Origin of the sequence: Ancylobacter sp. SL191 (genome assembly GCF_026625645.1) — a bacterium.
Classification (GTDB): Bacteria; Pseudomonadota; Alphaproteobacteria; order Rhizobiales; family Xanthobacteraceae; genus Ancylobacter.
The window spans coordinates 1,303,973-1,319,410 of sequence record NZ_CP113056.1 but is presented as its reverse complement, the minus strand read 5'-3'; the positions used below and the strand labels follow the sequence as shown (position 1 = coordinate 1,319,410).

The following is a 15,438-nucleotide window of genomic DNA, read 5'->3' as shown; positions in this document are numbered from 1 at the left end:
ACTCATCGGTCACGTCAAAATCGCCCATTTCGGGCGAAGACGCGCGCGGCCCGCGCAACTCAGAAATCGCGCAGCAGGCGCTCCAGATAATCGAGCTCGAGGCGCGGCCGGTCGGGCTCGCCGAAGCGGCGGCGCAGCTCCTCGAGCACCCGGCGGGCGCGCTGCATGTCCATCTCGTCCGGCACCTTGACCGTTGTATCGTCGCCATAATCGCGCGAGCGCAGGGGCCGGCCGAGCGGGTCGGTGCGCTCGGCCTGCTGGCCCGAGGGCCCGCCGGGCTGCTCGCCGCCGGGGCCGCCTTCCTGCTGCTGCATCGCCTCGGCCATTTGCTGGGCGCCGCGGCGCAGCGCCTGCAGGGCTTCGCTCTGGGCGTCGACCGCGCCGGTGCCATCGCCCTGGCTGAGCGCCTCCTCCGCCTCCCGCATCGCCTGCTCCGCCTCGCCGAGCCCGCCATCGCCGGGCGTACCGCCTTGACCTTGCTGGCCTTTTTGACCCTGCTGACCTTGCTGCCCCTCCTGGCCGGACTCGCCCTGCTGGCCTTGCTCACCCTGCTGCCGCCCGCGCTGGGCCTGCTGCATCCGCTCGCGCAGCTGGCGGAGCTGCTCGCGCAGTTGCTCCTGATTCTGGCGCAAATCGTTGAACGACTGGTTCTGTTCGCCATTCTGGCCGGGCTGGCCCTGTTGACCCTGCTGACCGTCCTCGCGCCCCTCGCGGAAGGTGCGGTCGCGCAGCTGCTGCTGGCGGCGGATCATGTCGCCGAGCTGATCGAGCGCCTGGGACATCTGGCTCTGCCCCTGCTGGCGGCGCTGCTGCTGCCGTCCCGCCTGCAACCCGTTGAGCATGTTCTGCAATTCGCTCAGCATCTGGCGGGCGGCGTCGCGGGCCCCGTTGCGCGCCATGTCCTCGATGCGGTCGAGCATCTTCTGCAGATCCTGCGGACGGACCGTGCGGGCGTTGGGATCCATCGGCTGGTTATTGTCGCCGCGCTGGGCGTTGCGCTGCGCCTCCTCGGCGAGCGCCTGCATGAACTTCTCCATCGCCTCGCGCAATTCCTGCGTCAGGCGCTGGATGTCCTCGTCGCTGGCGCCGTTCTCCAGCGCGTTCTGCAAGGCCTGCTGCGCGTCGCGGAGCTGCTTCTCGACATCCGAGAGATCGCCATCCTCGATCCGGACCGCGATGTCCCAGAGATAGTCGACAACCCCGCGCAGATCCTCGTCGCTGCGCGCATTGGCGAGGCGCCAATAGACTGAACGCAGGCCCATATACTGGGACGGATCGGGCGTGAAACGCTCCGGCGCGATGGCCAGTGCGTCCAGCGCCGTCTGCACGCGCTCGCGCTGATTGGCGTCAAGCGCCAGCACCTGCCGCTGCTCGATCAGCGCGCGAGCGAGCGGATTGGCGAAGACGCGGGCGGGCAGCACGAAGCTGCGCGGCGACGAACGCCCCTCCTGACCCGCCTCATCACGCGCGGTGAGCACCATGGACACGCGTGTTCCGGCCCAGGGGCTTTCGGTGAGATCCTTGACGGTCTGGCCGGTGGCGATCTTGCCGCGCGCGCCACTGAGCGGCAGCGGGAAATCGGGCGCCTCGACAAGCGGGCGGGCCGGAGGTTTCGGCGCGGCGTTCTTCAGCGCATGCAGCGGCGCGGACGGCGGCAGCGGGGTGAATTTCGCCTGCGCACTGACGATGCCGTAGTCGTCCTGCGCCTTGTAGTTCAGCGCCAGCGCTGTGCGCCCGGAGGCCTGCGGCTCCTTGGTGAGCTCGATCGTCGGCGGCTGGTCCGGCAGGGCACGGAAATGCCAGGCCACGCTGCGCCCGTCCGGCCCTTCGATGCGAGCGGAGCCGTCGGAGGCTATGACGAAGCGGCGCTCCTCGCCGGGCGTGGCATTGGGCGCTGGCGGAGTGGGAAGTGCGCCACCCTCGGCGACGGGTTTGGGCTTGGGTGACGCGAGGCCGCCCGCCACCGACAGCGGAGCTTCCCTGAGGCCAGTAATGCGCACGACGAGTTCCGAACCCACCGGGACGGTGAGCGCGGTCGCCTCGAAGTCCTGGGGTACGCGGTCATCGGCCACCGCGGCGGTCTGCGTCGCCTCCTGCGAACGAAGGCCCGGCAGCATCACCGGCGGGCGGCCGGTATAGCCAGGCGGCGTGACCCAGGCGTCGATCCGGTAGGGCGGGGGCGGGCTGAATACCGACCAGTCGAAGGCCGCGCCCATGCGGAGCAGATGATCGCCCGGCGCCATGAAGAAGGTCGCGACGACACCGAGAAGAACGAGTGCCCGCAACGCCTTGCGGTCGACCGCCGCGAGGCGCGGCGAGGGAAGGCCGACGCGCAGGCTGCCGAGCTGGGCGGTCATGCGGGTGATGTGCGCGCGCCAGAGGGCAGCGGCCACCGGGTCGTCCGGACGGGTCGCGAGATGGTCGGACAGCGCGGTCGCCGGCCGGTGCGGCAGGCGACTCTCACGGTCGAGCCGCGACAGCGCCTCACCGGAACTCGGCGCGCGGATGCGCAGGGCGGGAATGAGAGCGACGAGGAGAAGCCCGGCGAAGAAGGCAAGGCCTATCATCCGCCCATAGGGCGGCAGGGCGAGCCACAGGCCGAGCCAGGAAACGATGAGGAACAAGCCGACCGCCGCGCCGACGGCGACCACGGCCGGCCACACGCGCTCCCAGAGCAGGGCGGCCCAGGCGCGCTGCAGGGCGCTGGTCAGCTGCCGCTCCGCGGGCAGGGCACGCGTATAAGTGGCCTCGGAACGAGCGTCCGCGCCCTTTTCCGACTGTCCTTCCGGTGTCGCCGTCACGCGATCGAACCTCCGACGCCTGCGCCCCACACCAGCCCCAACGTCACCTTAACATGAGGTCCGGCACGCGCCAGCCCTGCCGCGGAAACGGGCGAGCCCAAGACATCATCAGATTGTGAGCCCGGGAGGCGCCGGGAATGTGGCGGGCCTGTTCAGGCCAGCCAGGCCGGCACGCGGTCGAGCGCGATGAGCTGCTCGACCTCGACACGCGGGCGCACAACGGCGAAATCCCCGCCCTTCACCAGCACTTCCGGCACCAGCGCGCGGGTGTTGTAGGTCGAGGCCTGCACGGCGCCATAGGCGCCAGCGGTCATGACCGCGACGAGATCGCCTGCCCGCAGCGCCGGCAGGCGCCGCCCGAGCGCCAGGAAATCGCCGGTTTCACATACCGGCCCGACGACATCCGCCACCATCGAGCTACCGTCGGACGATGCTTCGCGGATGGGCAAAATTTCGTGATGAGCGTCGTACAGTGTCGGCCGGATCAGGTCGTTCATCGCCGCATCGACGATGACGAAATGCTTGCCGGCGCCTTCCTTCACATAGATGACGCGCGTGACCAGGATGCCCGCATTCGCCACCAGCATCCGGCCGACCTCGAAGACGAGGCCGAGGCCGAGATTATGCGTGTGGCGCTTCACCAGCGCGGCATAGGCGGAAGGCAGCGGCGGCTCGGCCTCGCCAGCCACATAAGGCACGCCCAACCCGCCCCCGAGATCGAGATGGGTCAGCCGGTGGCCATCCGCCATCAGATCGCGGGCCAGTTCAGCCAGCAGTGCCGTGGCGTTGTCGAAGGGTTCGAGATCGGTGATCTGGCTGCCGATATGCATGTCGACGCCAGTGATGCGCAGGCCCGGCAGCCCGGCGGCATGGGCGTAGACCTCACGGGCGCGCGACACCGGGATGCCGAACTTGTTCTCCGACTTGCCGGTGGAGATCTTGGCGTGGGTCTTGGCGTCGACGTCCGGGTTGACGCGGATCGAGATCGGCGCGGCGACGCCATGGCTGACCGCGACTTCGGAGAGCGTCAGCAGCTCCGGCTCGCTCTCCACATTGAAGCACATGATGCCGGCATCGAGCGCCGCCGCCATCTCCTCGCGCGTCTTGCCGACGCCGGAGAACACGATCTTGTGCGGATCGACGCCCGCCGCCAGCGCGCGCTTGAGCTCACCGCCCGAGACGATGTCAGCGCCCGCGCCGAGCTTGGCGAGGGTGCGGATCACCGCTTGGTTGGAATTGGCCTTCAGCGCGTAGCAGAGCGTGGTGCGCGTATCGGCGAAAGCCTGCGTGAACACCCGGTGGTGCCGCTCCAGCGTCGCCGTGGAATAGACATAGAAAGGCGTGCCGACGTCCCGCGCGATGTCGAGAAGGTTGGCGTCCTCCGCGTGGAGAACGCCGTCGCGATAGGCGAAATGATGCATCGTTATGGCTCGGGAGCGCGGGGTCGGGCGCGAGATCGGCGCAGAAAGGCGGTCGGCTCAGAGAAGCGGGTCGAGGATGAACGGTTTGTTCGGCTTCACCGGCCCAGTGTCCTTCGGCATCTTGCCATCCGGGCCGGGCTGGCCGAGCGCCGAATCCGGCGGCGGCTCCAGCGGCCCTCGCACGCCGCAGCCCGCGAGCGCCAGGGCTCCCCCCATCAGGACGGCGACAGCGGCGACGCGGAGAAAAGAGCGTGGACGAGACAAGGGCGACCTCGGTTCGGCAGGAAACGCGCGACAAGACGGCTCGACGTGACGACGCGGCAGGAAACTCCGGCAACGCTCCAGCATCGAGGCACGGCGCAACCTATAACGCGATGCCGCGAAAGGCGAGAGGCGGACAGGGACAGACTGACGCCGTCTCAGGCGTCGAAGGTCACGACCACCGGCACGTGATCAGAAGGCCGCTCCCAGCTGCGCGCCTCGCGCACCACGGTCATCGATCGGGCCGTCGGGGCTAGTGCCGGGGTTGCCCATACGTGATCGAGCCGCCGGCCGCGATTCGACGCCTCCCAATCGGCGGCGCGGTAGCTCCACCACGTGTAGAGCTTCTCCTGCGGCGGGACGAAATTGCGCATCACGTCCACCCAGTTGCCCGCCCCCTGCAGGCGACCAAGCTTGTCGACCTCAATCGGCGTGTGGCTGACGACATCAAGGAGCTGCTTGTGGCTCCACACATCCGCCTCCAACGGTGCGATGTTAAGGTCGCCCACCAGCACCGAGCGCGCGTCCGGCGCCGTCGGGTGAAGCGCCTCCCAGGCCGTCGCTTCATCGAGAAAGGCGAGCTTGTGCCGGAACTTGTCGTTCACCTCAGGATCGGGAATATCGCCGCCCGCCGGAATGTAGAAATTGTGGATGGTCACCGGCGTGGCGAGCCCCGCCTCAGTGCCCAGCACCACCGAGATGTGGCGGGCATCGCCCATGTCGCAGAAGCCCTGCCGGCTCACCGCCTCGAAGGGACGCTTCGAGAGAATGGCGACGCCGTGATAGCCCTTCTGGCCGTGGATCGCCGCATGGGGGTAGCCGAACCGCGCCGCATCCTTGAGCGGGAATCGGTCATCCGGCGTCTTGGTCTCCTGCAGGCAGATGACATCCGGCTGGTGTTCGGCCGCAAGCTTGGCGACGAGCTCGATGCGCAGACGCACCGAATTGATGTTCCAGGTAGCGATGGTCAGCGGCACGGGCGGGACGTCCTCGAATAAAGCGCGCGCGACCCTAGAGCATTTTGCGCGAAAGCGCCTGCCCTTCGCTCGTCCAAAATGCGGCTTCCAACAGTCCGAACGACGCTGAGCCGCGCGCCGGATGGCGCCCTTCGTCAATCGCGGTTGATGACGAACAGCATCGGGTCGGGCCGCTCGCTGGTGTTCAGGTTCGAAACCGCCACCGTGGTGTCGTAGCCCTGCGGGTCCGTCACCGTCCACTGCTTGAGCTGCATGGTCTTGGCGTCGAACATGATCATCAGCCGGTACGTACCCACCATCGGCTGCTTCTCCTCGATCACCACTGTCGCGAAGATGTCGTCCTGGTAGACGCCGGTGACATTGGCGTTGCGGGCGAGATCGAAATTCTCCGCCAGCAGGAAACGCAGCGGGGTGGCCGAGAGCGGGGTGATGTCCTGCGTCTTCAGCCGTTTGTCGCGCACCGCGACAGAGCGGCCATCGGCCACCAGCTCGATCGGGCTGGGCGCTGCGTATTCGAACAGCACGCGGCCGGGCTTCAGAATGTAGAACTCGCCCTCGCGCCGCGTCCCGTCCGGGTCCACCTGCACGAAATTGCCGCTCATCGCCCGGAAGCTGTTGAAGTAGTCGTTGATGCGCTGAACCGTGACGGCGGCGGCCTGCTGGCCGGCATTCGCCGACATCTGGATGTTCGGATCCGCCGCCGGCTTCGTTGCCGACGCGGCGGGGGGGCCGGCTTCTTCGCGGGCGCGAAGGGCGGAGCCGGCACCTGCGCGAGCGCGCTGCCGACGGTCAGCGCGGCAAGGAGGGAGGCGACGCTAAGCACGGTGAGATGGCGCATGATGCCTCGCAGCGGTCGCGCGCGGCACGCGACGCGGTTGACGGTAGGTCGCAGGGTTAAAACCCCGCTGTGTCGATCCTGTGGCCCTGCCCGGGGCGGGACGCCCAGGCGCCCGGTCAATAACTGTCGCCCCCGCCCGGTTCGATCAAGATCTCGCGCTTGCCGGCATGGTTGGACGGGCCGACGAGGCCCTCGCGTTCCATGCGCTCGACGAGGGAGGCGGCGCGGTTGTAGCCGATCTGCAGCCGGCGCTGGATGTAGGAGGTGGAGCACTTCTTGTCGCGCATCACCACCGCCACCGCCTGCGAATAGAGGTCGCCGCCCTCATCGGCGGCTCCCATCCCGCCTTTGTCGAACACCGCACCATCCTCGCCCTCCTCGTCGGGATCGGCGGTGACGGCATCGAGATAATCGGGGGCCCCCTGCGCCTTGAGGTGCTCGACGATGCGCTCAACTTCCTGGTCGGAGACGAAGGGGCCGTGGACGCGCGAGATGCGCCCGCCGCCGGCCATGTAGAGCATGTCGCCCTGGCCCAGCAGCTGCTCGGCGCCCATCTCGCCAAGAATGGTCCGCGAGTCGATCTTGCTCGTCACCTGGAAAGAGATGCGGGTCGGGAAGTTCGCCTTGATGGTGCCGGTGATGACGTCGACCGACGGCCGCTGCGTCGCCATGATCAGGTGGATGCCGGCAGCGCGGGCCATCTGGGCAAGGCGCTGGATCGCGCCTTCAATGTCCTTGCCAGCCACCATCATCAAGTCGGCCATCTCGTCGACGACGATGACGATGTAGGGGATGGGCGAGAGGTCCATCTCCTCGCGCTCATAGATCGCCTCGCCGGTTTCGCGGTCGAAGCCGGTCTGGACGGTGCGGACGATCTGTTCACCCTTGGCGATGGCCTCGGCCACGCGGGCGTTGAAACCGTCGATGTTGCGCACGCCGACCTTGGACATCTTCTTGTAGCGCTCCTCCATCTCGCGCACCGCCCATTTGAGGGCGACCACCGCCTTCTTGGGGTCGGTGACGACGGGAGAGAGGAGGTGCGGGATACCGTCATAGACGGAAAGCTCCAGCATCTTCGGGTCGATCATGATGAGGCGGCACTGCTCGGGCCGGTGGCGGTAGAGCAGCGACAGTATCATGGTGTTGATGGCGACCGACTTGCCCGAGCCGGTGGTGCCGGCGACCAGCAGATGCGGCATCCGCGCGAGATCGACGATCACCGGCTCGCCGCCAATGGTCTTGCCGAGCGCGATGGCGAGCTTGTGCGCGGCCTCGCCGAAATCCTTGGCGGCGACGATCTCCCGCAGCAAGACCTTGTCCCGCTTGGGATTCGGCAGCTCGATGCCGATGGCGTTCTTGCCGGGGATCACCGCGACGCGGGCCGAGACCGCGCTCATGGAGCGGGCAATGTCGTCGGCGAGACCGATAACGCGGCTCGACTTGATGCCCGGCGCCGGCTCCAGCTCGTACAATGTTACCACCGGGCCGGGACGTGCATTGACGATGGCGCCGCGCACGCCGAAATCCTCCAGCACGCCTTCCAGGTCGCGGGCGTTCTGGTCGAGCATCTCACGCGACAGGGCCGGACCGCTGCGGGCGGCGGCCGGCGTCAAAAGATCAAGCGGGGGAAGCATATAGCGCCGGCGCTGTTCCTCCAGCGCGGCGCGCCCGCCCCGGATCGAGCGCAGCGGCGGGCGACGACCGGGGGCCGCCGCCGGAGCGGCGGGGGGAGCGGGTGCGGTCGGCGCCTCGAATGGCTCGTCATCCAGCGGCCCGAGATCGCTGGCGAAGCCCGCCGTATCAATGCCCGGCAGTTCGACGCGGTCGTGGAAATTCGGCTCCAGCCGGGCCGAGGGTCGGTAATTCTCTACCTCCTCCGCGCCAATGCCGAGCAGGCGCGCGAGCAGGTTGCGCCTGGGGCGCTCGCGGGTCGACCGACGATTACGGCTGGAGAAACGCGCCCGAAGGTTCAGGAAACCATGGGTCGCCATGCCGAAAAGGAAGGCCAGCCGGCCGGGCTCGTCATCCTCAAACTCGCTCGATTCGTTATATTCGTCAGATACTTGCGCCGAACGCAGGCCCATGCCGAGGGCGATCGGCAGGGTCAGCACCATGCCGAACAGGCAGAGCGCGCCGACCACGGCATAGTCGAAGGTGCCGAGCCAGTTGGAGCGCAGCGCGTCGGGGATGGCGAGCACCCCTTCGCCCAGCACACCGCCGAGCCCGATCGGCAGCGGCCAGGCACCGAAGCGGGGCAGGCAGCCGGCGAAGCCGCTGGCGAAGACCAAGCCGGCAATCCAGCAAAAGAAGCGTGGACGCAAGCGGTTAGGCCGGCGATGCGTGAGGCACAGCCACCCCCACATACCGATCGGCAGGACGAAAGCGAGGGCGGCCAGACCGAAGAGCTGGATGATGAGATCGGCCATCACGGCGCCCGGCAGGCCCAGCAGATTGGCCGGCGCGGCGGCGCTGGAACGGCTGAGACTCGGGTCGTCGGCGGACCAGCTAATGAGTGCAGTGAGGAGGACGATCGCGCCAATCAGGAGCGTCAGACCGATCAGTTCCTCGGCCCGGCGACCCAGGACGCCCTTCACCTCCTCGGGCAGGAAGCCGCCGACCTTCTGCCGGCGACGAGGGGCGCGCGCCGGCCCCGCCGGCGGAGCGGAGGCGGCGCCGCCTCCCTTGCGGGGGGCGCGCGCGGCGCGGGGCGCCTCGGGTTCGAGGCGCGGCGCCCGCATCGTCGTCTGTGTCCGGCCCATGCTCTCGCCCGCCCTTTCGATGGCCCGTCAGCCCAGCCCGGCGAGAAGGCGCGCGAGCGCCGCCTCGGTCGTGGCGAGGTCATGAACGAGCGCGATGCGCAGATAGGTCTCGCCCGGATTGCGCCCGTCCGCCTCGCTGCGGCACAGATAGCCGCCGGGCACGGTGCGCAGCCCCTCCCGCTGCCAGAGCCGGCGGCAGGCGGCCTCGCCGCCGCCAAGCTCGGCCACGTCGAGCCAGAGGAAGAAGCCGCCATCGGGCCGCTGATAGCCGAAGCGCCCGGCGAGCAGCCGGTCGGCCACGTCGAATTTCGCCATGTAAAGGTCGCGGCTGGCGCTCACATGCGCCTCGTCCGCCAGCGCGGCGATGCCGACATGCTGCAGGGGCTCCGGCACCTGCGGCGCCGCCACGTTGCGGAAATCGCCGAAGGCTTCCATGAAGCGGCCGTCGCCGGCGCAGAAGCCGAGGCGCAGGCCCGGCAGGCTGGAGCGCTTCGACAGCGAATTGAAGGCGACGACGCCGGCATAATCGGGCCCGGCGACCTCGAGGATGCCGGTCGGCGGTGCGTCCCCCAGCCAGATCTCCGAATAGCATTCGTCCGCGAAGACCATCACCTGGTGACGGCGGCACAGCGCGACCAGCCGCTCGAGATAGGCGCGCGGGGCGATGGTGCCCTGCGGGTTGGCGGGCGAGGCGAAATAGATGGCGATGGCGCGCTCGAGCAAAGCGGGGTCCAGCGCGTCGAGATCGGGCAGCCAGCCCCCGCCCGGCGGCAGCGGCAGCGAGACGCTCTCGCAGCCGGCAGCCTCGGCGCCCGCGCCATAGGCGGCATAGAACGGGTTGGGCAGCAGCACCGCCGGCGCGGCGCCGGCAAGCTGCGCCTGCTTGCGCGGCGAGGCGAGGCGGCGCGCCATCAGCGCGGCGAAGAACAGCCCCTCGCGCGAGCCGTTGAGCACCAGCACCTCGCGCTCGGCATCGAGCGGGCGCGGCAGCGTGTAACGGCGGGCGAACCAGTCGGCGGCCGCGCGGCGGAACTCCGGCAGCCCCTTGCCGGCGGGGTAGCGACCGAAACCGTCGAGATGACGGGCCAGCACCTCGCCGACGAAACCGGGCATGGCGTGGCGCGGCTCGCCGACGGCGAGGCTCAGCGGCGTCTTGCCGGGCGCGATGTCGGCCAGCAATTCGTTGAGGCGGATGAAGGGAGAACGCGCCGCCGGCCCGGCATCGCCCGCCGGGGAGGCGCCAGCCGGGGACGAGGCCGCCGGTGAATCGGCAGCCGCGGGGACGGGGTGGCGGGCGTCGCCATGGCGCATAGGGTCGGTCACGAAACGGTTCCGGCACGCCCGCGGAATGCGGGGTCTTCCCGTCAGGATAGCGCGCCCGCGGTAAAGGCGTTCTTAACCATGCGCATGGATTTGGCCGGGGATGCGGCACGCGGCGGGCCGATCCAACGAAAATCCCGGCCGCGAAAAACCCGGCCGCGATAACCGGGCAAAGAAAAACCCCGGCGCGGGGAGCGCCGGGGTTTGAGCCGCGTGAGAAGCGGGAGGCAGCCGGCGCGAGAGGCGCCGGCGCCCGATCAGCTGTGATAGGCGCGCTCGCCGTGATCGACGATGTCGAGACCCTCGCGCTCCTTCTCGACCGACGGACGCAGCCCGACGATGAGATTGACGATCCAGAACAGGATCGCGGAGCCGACGCCCGACCACACCAGCGTGACCAGCACGCCCTTGATCTGCGCCGTGACCTGGGTGGCCATGTCGTAGGACGCGACCGCGCCGGCGACGTAGTCATAGATGCCGGTGCCGCCGAGGGCGGGGCTGACCACGATGCCGGTGCCGATGGCGCCGACGATGCCGCCCACGCAGTGGACGCCGAACACGTCGAGGCTGTCGTCATAGCCCAGCGCGTTCTTCACGGTGGTGCAGAAGAAGAAGCAGATGATGCCGGTGACGAAGCCGAGCACGATGGAGCCCATCGGGCCGGCGAAGCCCGCCGCCGGGGTGACCGCCACGAGGCCGGCGACGACGCCCGAGGCGAGACCGAGCAGGCTCGGCTTGCCCTTGGCCAGCCACTCGACCAGCGCCCAGCCCAGAGCCGCCGCGGCCGGGGCCACGAAGGTGTTGAGCACGGCGAGGACGGTGAGCGGGGAGGCTTCGAGGTTGGAACCGGCGTTGAAGCCGAACCAGCCGACCCACAGGAGGGCGGCGCCGACCAGCGCGAAGGGCAGCGAGTGGGGAGGCATCAGCTCCTTGCCGTAGCCGGTGCGCTTGCCGATGATCAGGGCGCCGACGAGGCCGGCGATACCCGCATTGATGTGAACGACGGTGCCGCCGGCGAAGTCGATCGCGCCGAAGGAGAAGATCAGGCCGGTATCGGCGAGCACGGCGTCGAGGGCGGCCTGCGCGGCCTCCTTGGCGGCCGGGTCGGTGGCGGCAGCGAGAGCCTTGGCAGCGGCGTCAACCGCATCCGGGCCGGCCCAGTACCAAACCATGTGGGCCATCGGGAAGTAGATCAAGGTCACCCAGAGCGGGATGAACAGCACGACGGCCGAGAACTTGATGCGCTCCGCGAAGGCGCCGACGATCAGCGCCGGGGTAATGGCGGCGAAGGTGAGCTGGAAGACGATGAACACCAGCTCGGGGATCGCCACGCCGACCGAGAAGGTCGCGCCGAGCGATTCCAGCGTCACGCCGTGCAGGAAGGCCTTGGAGAAGCCGCCGATGAAGGACGAGCCGCCGGTGAAGGCGAGGCTGTAGCCATAGGCGAACCAGATGATCGTGACGACGCAGACCGAATAGAAGACCTGCGCGATCACCGAGAGGAAGTTCTTGGCGCGCACAAGGCCGCCATAGAACAAAGCGAGGCCGGGAACGGCCATCATCAGCACGAGGATGGTGCTGAGCAGCATCCAGGTCGTATCGGCCTTGTTGATGGTCGGCGCCGCCGGCGCCGCGGCAAGGGCCGCGTCCTGGGCGAAAGCGGCGGCCGAAGCCAGCGTCGTCACCGCCAGCGCGGGAAGACCCGCGCTCATCCACTTCTTCGTCGTCATGGGTTCAATGCTCCGTCGCAATCGGAAAAGATCGGGATCAGTGGCGCTGGCTCAGAGCGCGTCGGCGTCGGTCTCGCCGGTGCGGATGCGAACGGCCTGGTCGATCGCATAGACGAAGATCTTTCCGTCGCCGATCTGGCCGGTCTTCGCCGAGGTGGTGATGGCGTCGATGACCTTGGACACGTTCTCCGAGGCCACGGCGACCTCGATCTTGAGCTTCGGAAGGAAGCTCACCGCATATTCGGCGCCACGGTAGATTTCGGTGTGGCCCTTCTGGCGGCCATACCCCTTCACTTCCGTGACGGTCAGTCCGTGCACACCGATCCCAGTGAGCGCATCCCGGACTTCCTCAAGCTTGAAAGGCTTGATGATAGCCATGACGATCTTCATGGTTCCTGTCCCCGCTTGGCCCCGGACCCTTGCACATCGGTCCCGGGCGTTTCATGTCGGACTCGGCCAGGCGGGCTTACTCCCGACCCTTTCGGTCAATCCGGGGAAAGGGAATCAATTCGCGTGCCAACCGAGGCGGGACAACCCTTTGATGCATCCGAAGGGGGTGCCGGAGGCCGCGCATGCAGGGGCGACGCCCTGATTCAGCCCGGCGCGGGCGGCGGCGCGGTGCACAATTCTTGATCGGCGGCGATTCACGCCCCGAGACGGCGCCCAGAAATTGACACACGGCGCCACATTTTTAGGCAGATCGCGTCAGTCGGCCTGACCAACCGGGCGTATGAGCCCTTCCTGCGCCACGGAAGCGATGAGGCGACCGGCCTGGTCGTAGATCAGCCCGCGCGCCAATCCGCGCGCGCCGGAGGCGCTCGGGCTGTCCTGGACATAGAGCAGCCAGCCATCGGCGCGGAAGGGGCGGTGCAGCCACAGCGCGTGGTCGAGGCTGGCGGCCTGGATGCCCGCGCCGAGCACGCTGGTGCCGTGAACGACGGTGGTGGCCTCGAGCAGCGTCATGTCGGTGGCGTAGGCCAGCACCGCCCGGTGCAGCGCCGGATCGTCCGGCAGCGCCTGCGCGGCGCGGAACCACACCATGCGGCGGGGCACGCTGCGCCGCTCGCCGAGGCCGATGGGCTTGAGCTCGATCGGGCGCGGGCGCAACCAATAGGCGCGCACCGGCTCCGGCAGGCTGGCAAGCACGTTCGCGGGAAGGTCGTGAATGCCGGGCACATCCTCCGGCGCGGGCACCTCGCCCTCGAGATCGAGCTGATGGTCGAGGCCCGGCTCCTCGCGGTGGAACGACACCGACATGATGAAGATCGGCCGCCCGTGCTGGATCGCCACGGTGCGCCGCGTGGCGAAGGAGCGCCCGTCGCGCACGCGCTCGACCTCGTAGAGGATCGGCGCGGCCGGATCGCCGGCCAGCAGGAAATAGGCGTGCAGCGAATGGGCCGCGAGGTCGACCGTGCGCTGGGCGGCGACCAGCGCCTGCGCCAGCACCTGCCCGCCGAACACCCGCGTGCGGAACGGCCAGGATTCCGGCGGGTTGCTGCCGCGGAACAGATTGACCTCAAGGGTTTCGAGATCGAGCAGATTGACGAGTTCGGCGGCACTGGACCCGGTCGGGCCGGAAGCGGGCGACGTGGCGTCGGACGGACTCATGGCGGCGGCTCCGGCTGTGGCGGCGGCGGAGGGACAGGCGGCGCGCGCATTGTCCCCTCCCCGTAGCTAAGGCATAGGAGGGGCGGCGCACAATGCATCGCGCATGGGGCCCTCGGCCGGCACCGGTCCGGGCTCCGGGCTCCTGCGTAGTGAAGCGTAGGGCGCGGGGCGGTAGAACCGGTCCGGCATCCGGCCGGGATGATAGCGCGAAGGAGAATAGCCATGGAGCAGACGCAGGCTTACGACGCGGTGATCGCCGGCGGCGGGCTCGCCGGGCTCACCCTCGCCCTCGCGCTGCGCCAGGGGCTGGGCGACAGCGCCCGGCTGGCCGTCGCCGATCCGGTGTTCGCCCACGCACAGGTGAAGAGCAGCGACATGCGCGCCTCCGCCTTCGCCGCCGGGGCGCGGCGCCTGTTCGAGACGCTGGGCGTGTGGGAGGCGATCGCCGGGCAGGCGCAGCCCATGCTCGCCATGGAGATCACCGATTCCAAGCTCACCGACGCGGCGCGGCCAGTGTTCCTGTCCTTCGACGGCGAGGTCGCGCCGGGCGAACCCTTCGCCCATATGGTGCCGAACGCGGTACTGCAGGACGCCATGACCGAGCTCGCCCGCGCGCGCGGCGTCGCCCTCATCCCCGCCGGCATCGCCGCCTATGCGGCGCGGCCGGGCGCGGTCGACGTCACGCTATCGGACGGCGCGGGCGCCCGCGCGGCGCTGCTCGCCGCCTGCGATGGCGGGCGCTCGAAGCTGCGGGCCATGGCCGGCATCGGCGTGGTCGGCTGGTCCTACAAGCAGTCGGCGATCGTGCTGACGGTCGGCCATGAGCGCCCGCATGAGGGCAAGGCGATCGAACATTTCCTGCCGGCCGGCCCCTTCGCCATCCTGCCGCTCACCGGCAACCGCTCCTCCATCGTCTGGACCGAGACCACGGAGACCGCGCAGAGCCTCCTGCGCCTGCCGCGCATCCTGCTGCTCGACGAGCTGGAGCGGCGCTTCGGGCTGGAATGGGGCGCGCTGGAGATCCTTGACGAGCCCAAGGCCTTCCCTCTCGGCTTCCAGATGGCGCGGCACTTCGTCGCCGAGCGCCTCGCGCTGGTGGGCGACGCCGCGCACACCATCCATCCCATCGCCGGGCAGGGCATCAATATGGGCCTGCGGGATGTCGCCGCCCTCGCCGAGACGGTGACGGACGCCGCACGGCTCGGCCTCGATATTGGCGGACCGGATGTGCTGGAGCGCTACCAGCGCTGGCGGCGCTTCGACACGCTGACCATGGGCGTGGCGACCGACGGGCTGAACCGGCTGTTCGGCCAGCGCAACGACATTGCCCGGCTGGTGCGCGATGTCGGGCTGGGCGTGGTCGAGCGCCTGCCGCGGCTGAAGGACTTCTTCATCCGCGACGCCGCCGGCATTGTCGGGCAGGCCCCGCGCCTGCTGCGCGGCGAGGCGCTCTAAAGTCAGGCCGCAGCGCGGGCGCCGCTCACGCCCCCCAGCGGCGCTCGGCTTCGTCCTCGGTCAGCGAGCGGGCTTCGTCCGCCAGCATGATCGGGATGCCGTCGCGGATCGGATAGGCGAGGCGCGCCGGCCGGGAGATCAGCTCGCGCGACTCGCGGTCATAATCCAGCGGCGCCTTGGTGACCGGGCACACCAGGATCTCCAGAAGCTTGGGATCGAGCTCATAGCCGGCGCGGCCGGTCGGCTGGAGGTCGGTATCGGCCATGGA

At 69.2% G+C, this 15,438-nt stretch carries 12 protein-coding genes; 1 reads left to right on the top strand and 11 read right to left on the bottom strand.

All coding sequences use genetic code 11. From position 1 onward, the window contains the following. Positions 1 to 59: 59 nt before the first annotated feature. From OU996_RS06070 to OU996_RS06025, 10 genes are all read right to left on the bottom strand, one after another. Entirely contained in the window at positions 60 to 2,801 is a 2,742-nt protein-coding gene (locus OU996_RS06070) for a TIGR02302 family protein (RefSeq protein WP_267584736.1), read from the bottom strand. Between the two features lie 152 nt (positions 2,802 to 2,953). Then, on the bottom strand, positions 2,954 to 4,222 hold the full coding sequence (gene lysA / locus OU996_RS06065) for a diaminopimelate decarboxylase (RefSeq protein WP_267584735.1): 1,269 nt from the start codon (positions 4,220 to 4,222) through the stop codon (positions 2,954 to 2,956). Between the two features lie 57 nt (positions 4,223 to 4,279). Next, positions 4,280 to 4,486, bottom strand: a complete 207-nt coding sequence (gene lptM, locus OU996_RS06060; protein ID WP_267584734.1) for an LPS translocon maturation chaperone LptM — start codon at positions 4,484 to 4,486, stop codon at positions 4,280 to 4,282. Positions 4,487 to 4,641: 155 nt separating this feature from the next. Beyond that, complete coding sequence (locus OU996_RS06055; RefSeq protein WP_267584733.1) at positions 4,642 to 5,460, bottom strand: exodeoxyribonuclease III; 819 nt, start codon at positions 5,458 to 5,460, stop codon at positions 4,642 to 4,644. A gap of 134 nt (positions 5,461 to 5,594) precedes the next feature. Next, positions 5,595 to 6,140, bottom strand: a complete 546-nt coding sequence (locus OU996_RS06050; RefSeq protein ID WP_267584732.1) for a LolA family protein — start codon at positions 6,138 to 6,140, stop codon at positions 5,595 to 5,597. A 274-nt stretch (positions 6,141 to 6,414) separates the two neighbouring features. Beyond that, the gene (locus OU996_RS06045; protein ID WP_267584731.1) at positions 6,415 to 9,057 is read right to left on the bottom strand and encodes a DNA translocase FtsK; all 2,643 of its coding nucleotides are present in this window, start codon (positions 9,055 to 9,057) and stop codon (positions 6,415 to 6,417) included. Positions 9,058 to 9,084: 27 nt separating this feature from the next. Then, complete coding sequence (locus tag OU996_RS06040) at positions 9,085 to 10,368, bottom strand: aminotransferase class I/II-fold pyridoxal phosphate-dependent enzyme (protein ID WP_267585616.1); 1,284 nt, start codon at positions 10,366 to 10,368, stop codon at positions 9,085 to 9,087. A gap of 266 nt (positions 10,369 to 10,634) precedes the next feature. Further along, complete coding sequence (locus tag OU996_RS06035; RefSeq protein ID WP_267584730.1) at positions 10,635 to 12,107, bottom strand: ammonium transporter; 1,473 nt, start codon at positions 12,105 to 12,107, stop codon at positions 10,635 to 10,637. A 51-nt stretch (positions 12,108 to 12,158) separates the two neighbouring features. After that, the gene (locus tag OU996_RS06030) at positions 12,159 to 12,497 is read right to left on the bottom strand and encodes a P-II family nitrogen regulator (protein WP_267584729.1); all 339 of its coding nucleotides are present in this window, start codon (positions 12,495 to 12,497) and stop codon (positions 12,159 to 12,161) included. Between the two features lie 315 nt (positions 12,498 to 12,812). Then, on the bottom strand, positions 12,813 to 13,715 hold the full coding sequence (locus OU996_RS06025; RefSeq protein WP_267584728.1) for an acyl-CoA thioesterase: 903 nt from the start codon (positions 13,713 to 13,715) through the stop codon (positions 12,813 to 12,815). Between the two features lie 222 nt (positions 13,716 to 13,937). Here OU996_RS06025 and OU996_RS06020 point away from each other — a divergent pair, with 222 nt between their 5' ends. Beyond that, positions 13,938 to 15,170 carry a ubiquinone biosynthesis hydroxylase gene (locus OU996_RS06020; RefSeq protein WP_267584727.1) on the top strand — a complete coding sequence of 411 codons (1,233 nt, stop codon included), beginning with the start codon at positions 13,938 to 13,940 and terminating at the stop codon, positions 15,168 to 15,170. Positions 15,171 to 15,195: 25 nt separating this feature from the next. On the opposite strand, the gene OU996_RS06015 is transcribed toward OU996_RS06020, so the two are convergent. After that, positions 15,196 to 15,435, bottom strand: a complete 240-nt coding sequence (locus OU996_RS06015; protein ID WP_267584726.1) for a Trm112 family protein — start codon at positions 15,433 to 15,435, stop codon at positions 15,196 to 15,198. Positions 15,436 to 15,438 lie beyond the last annotated feature (3 nt).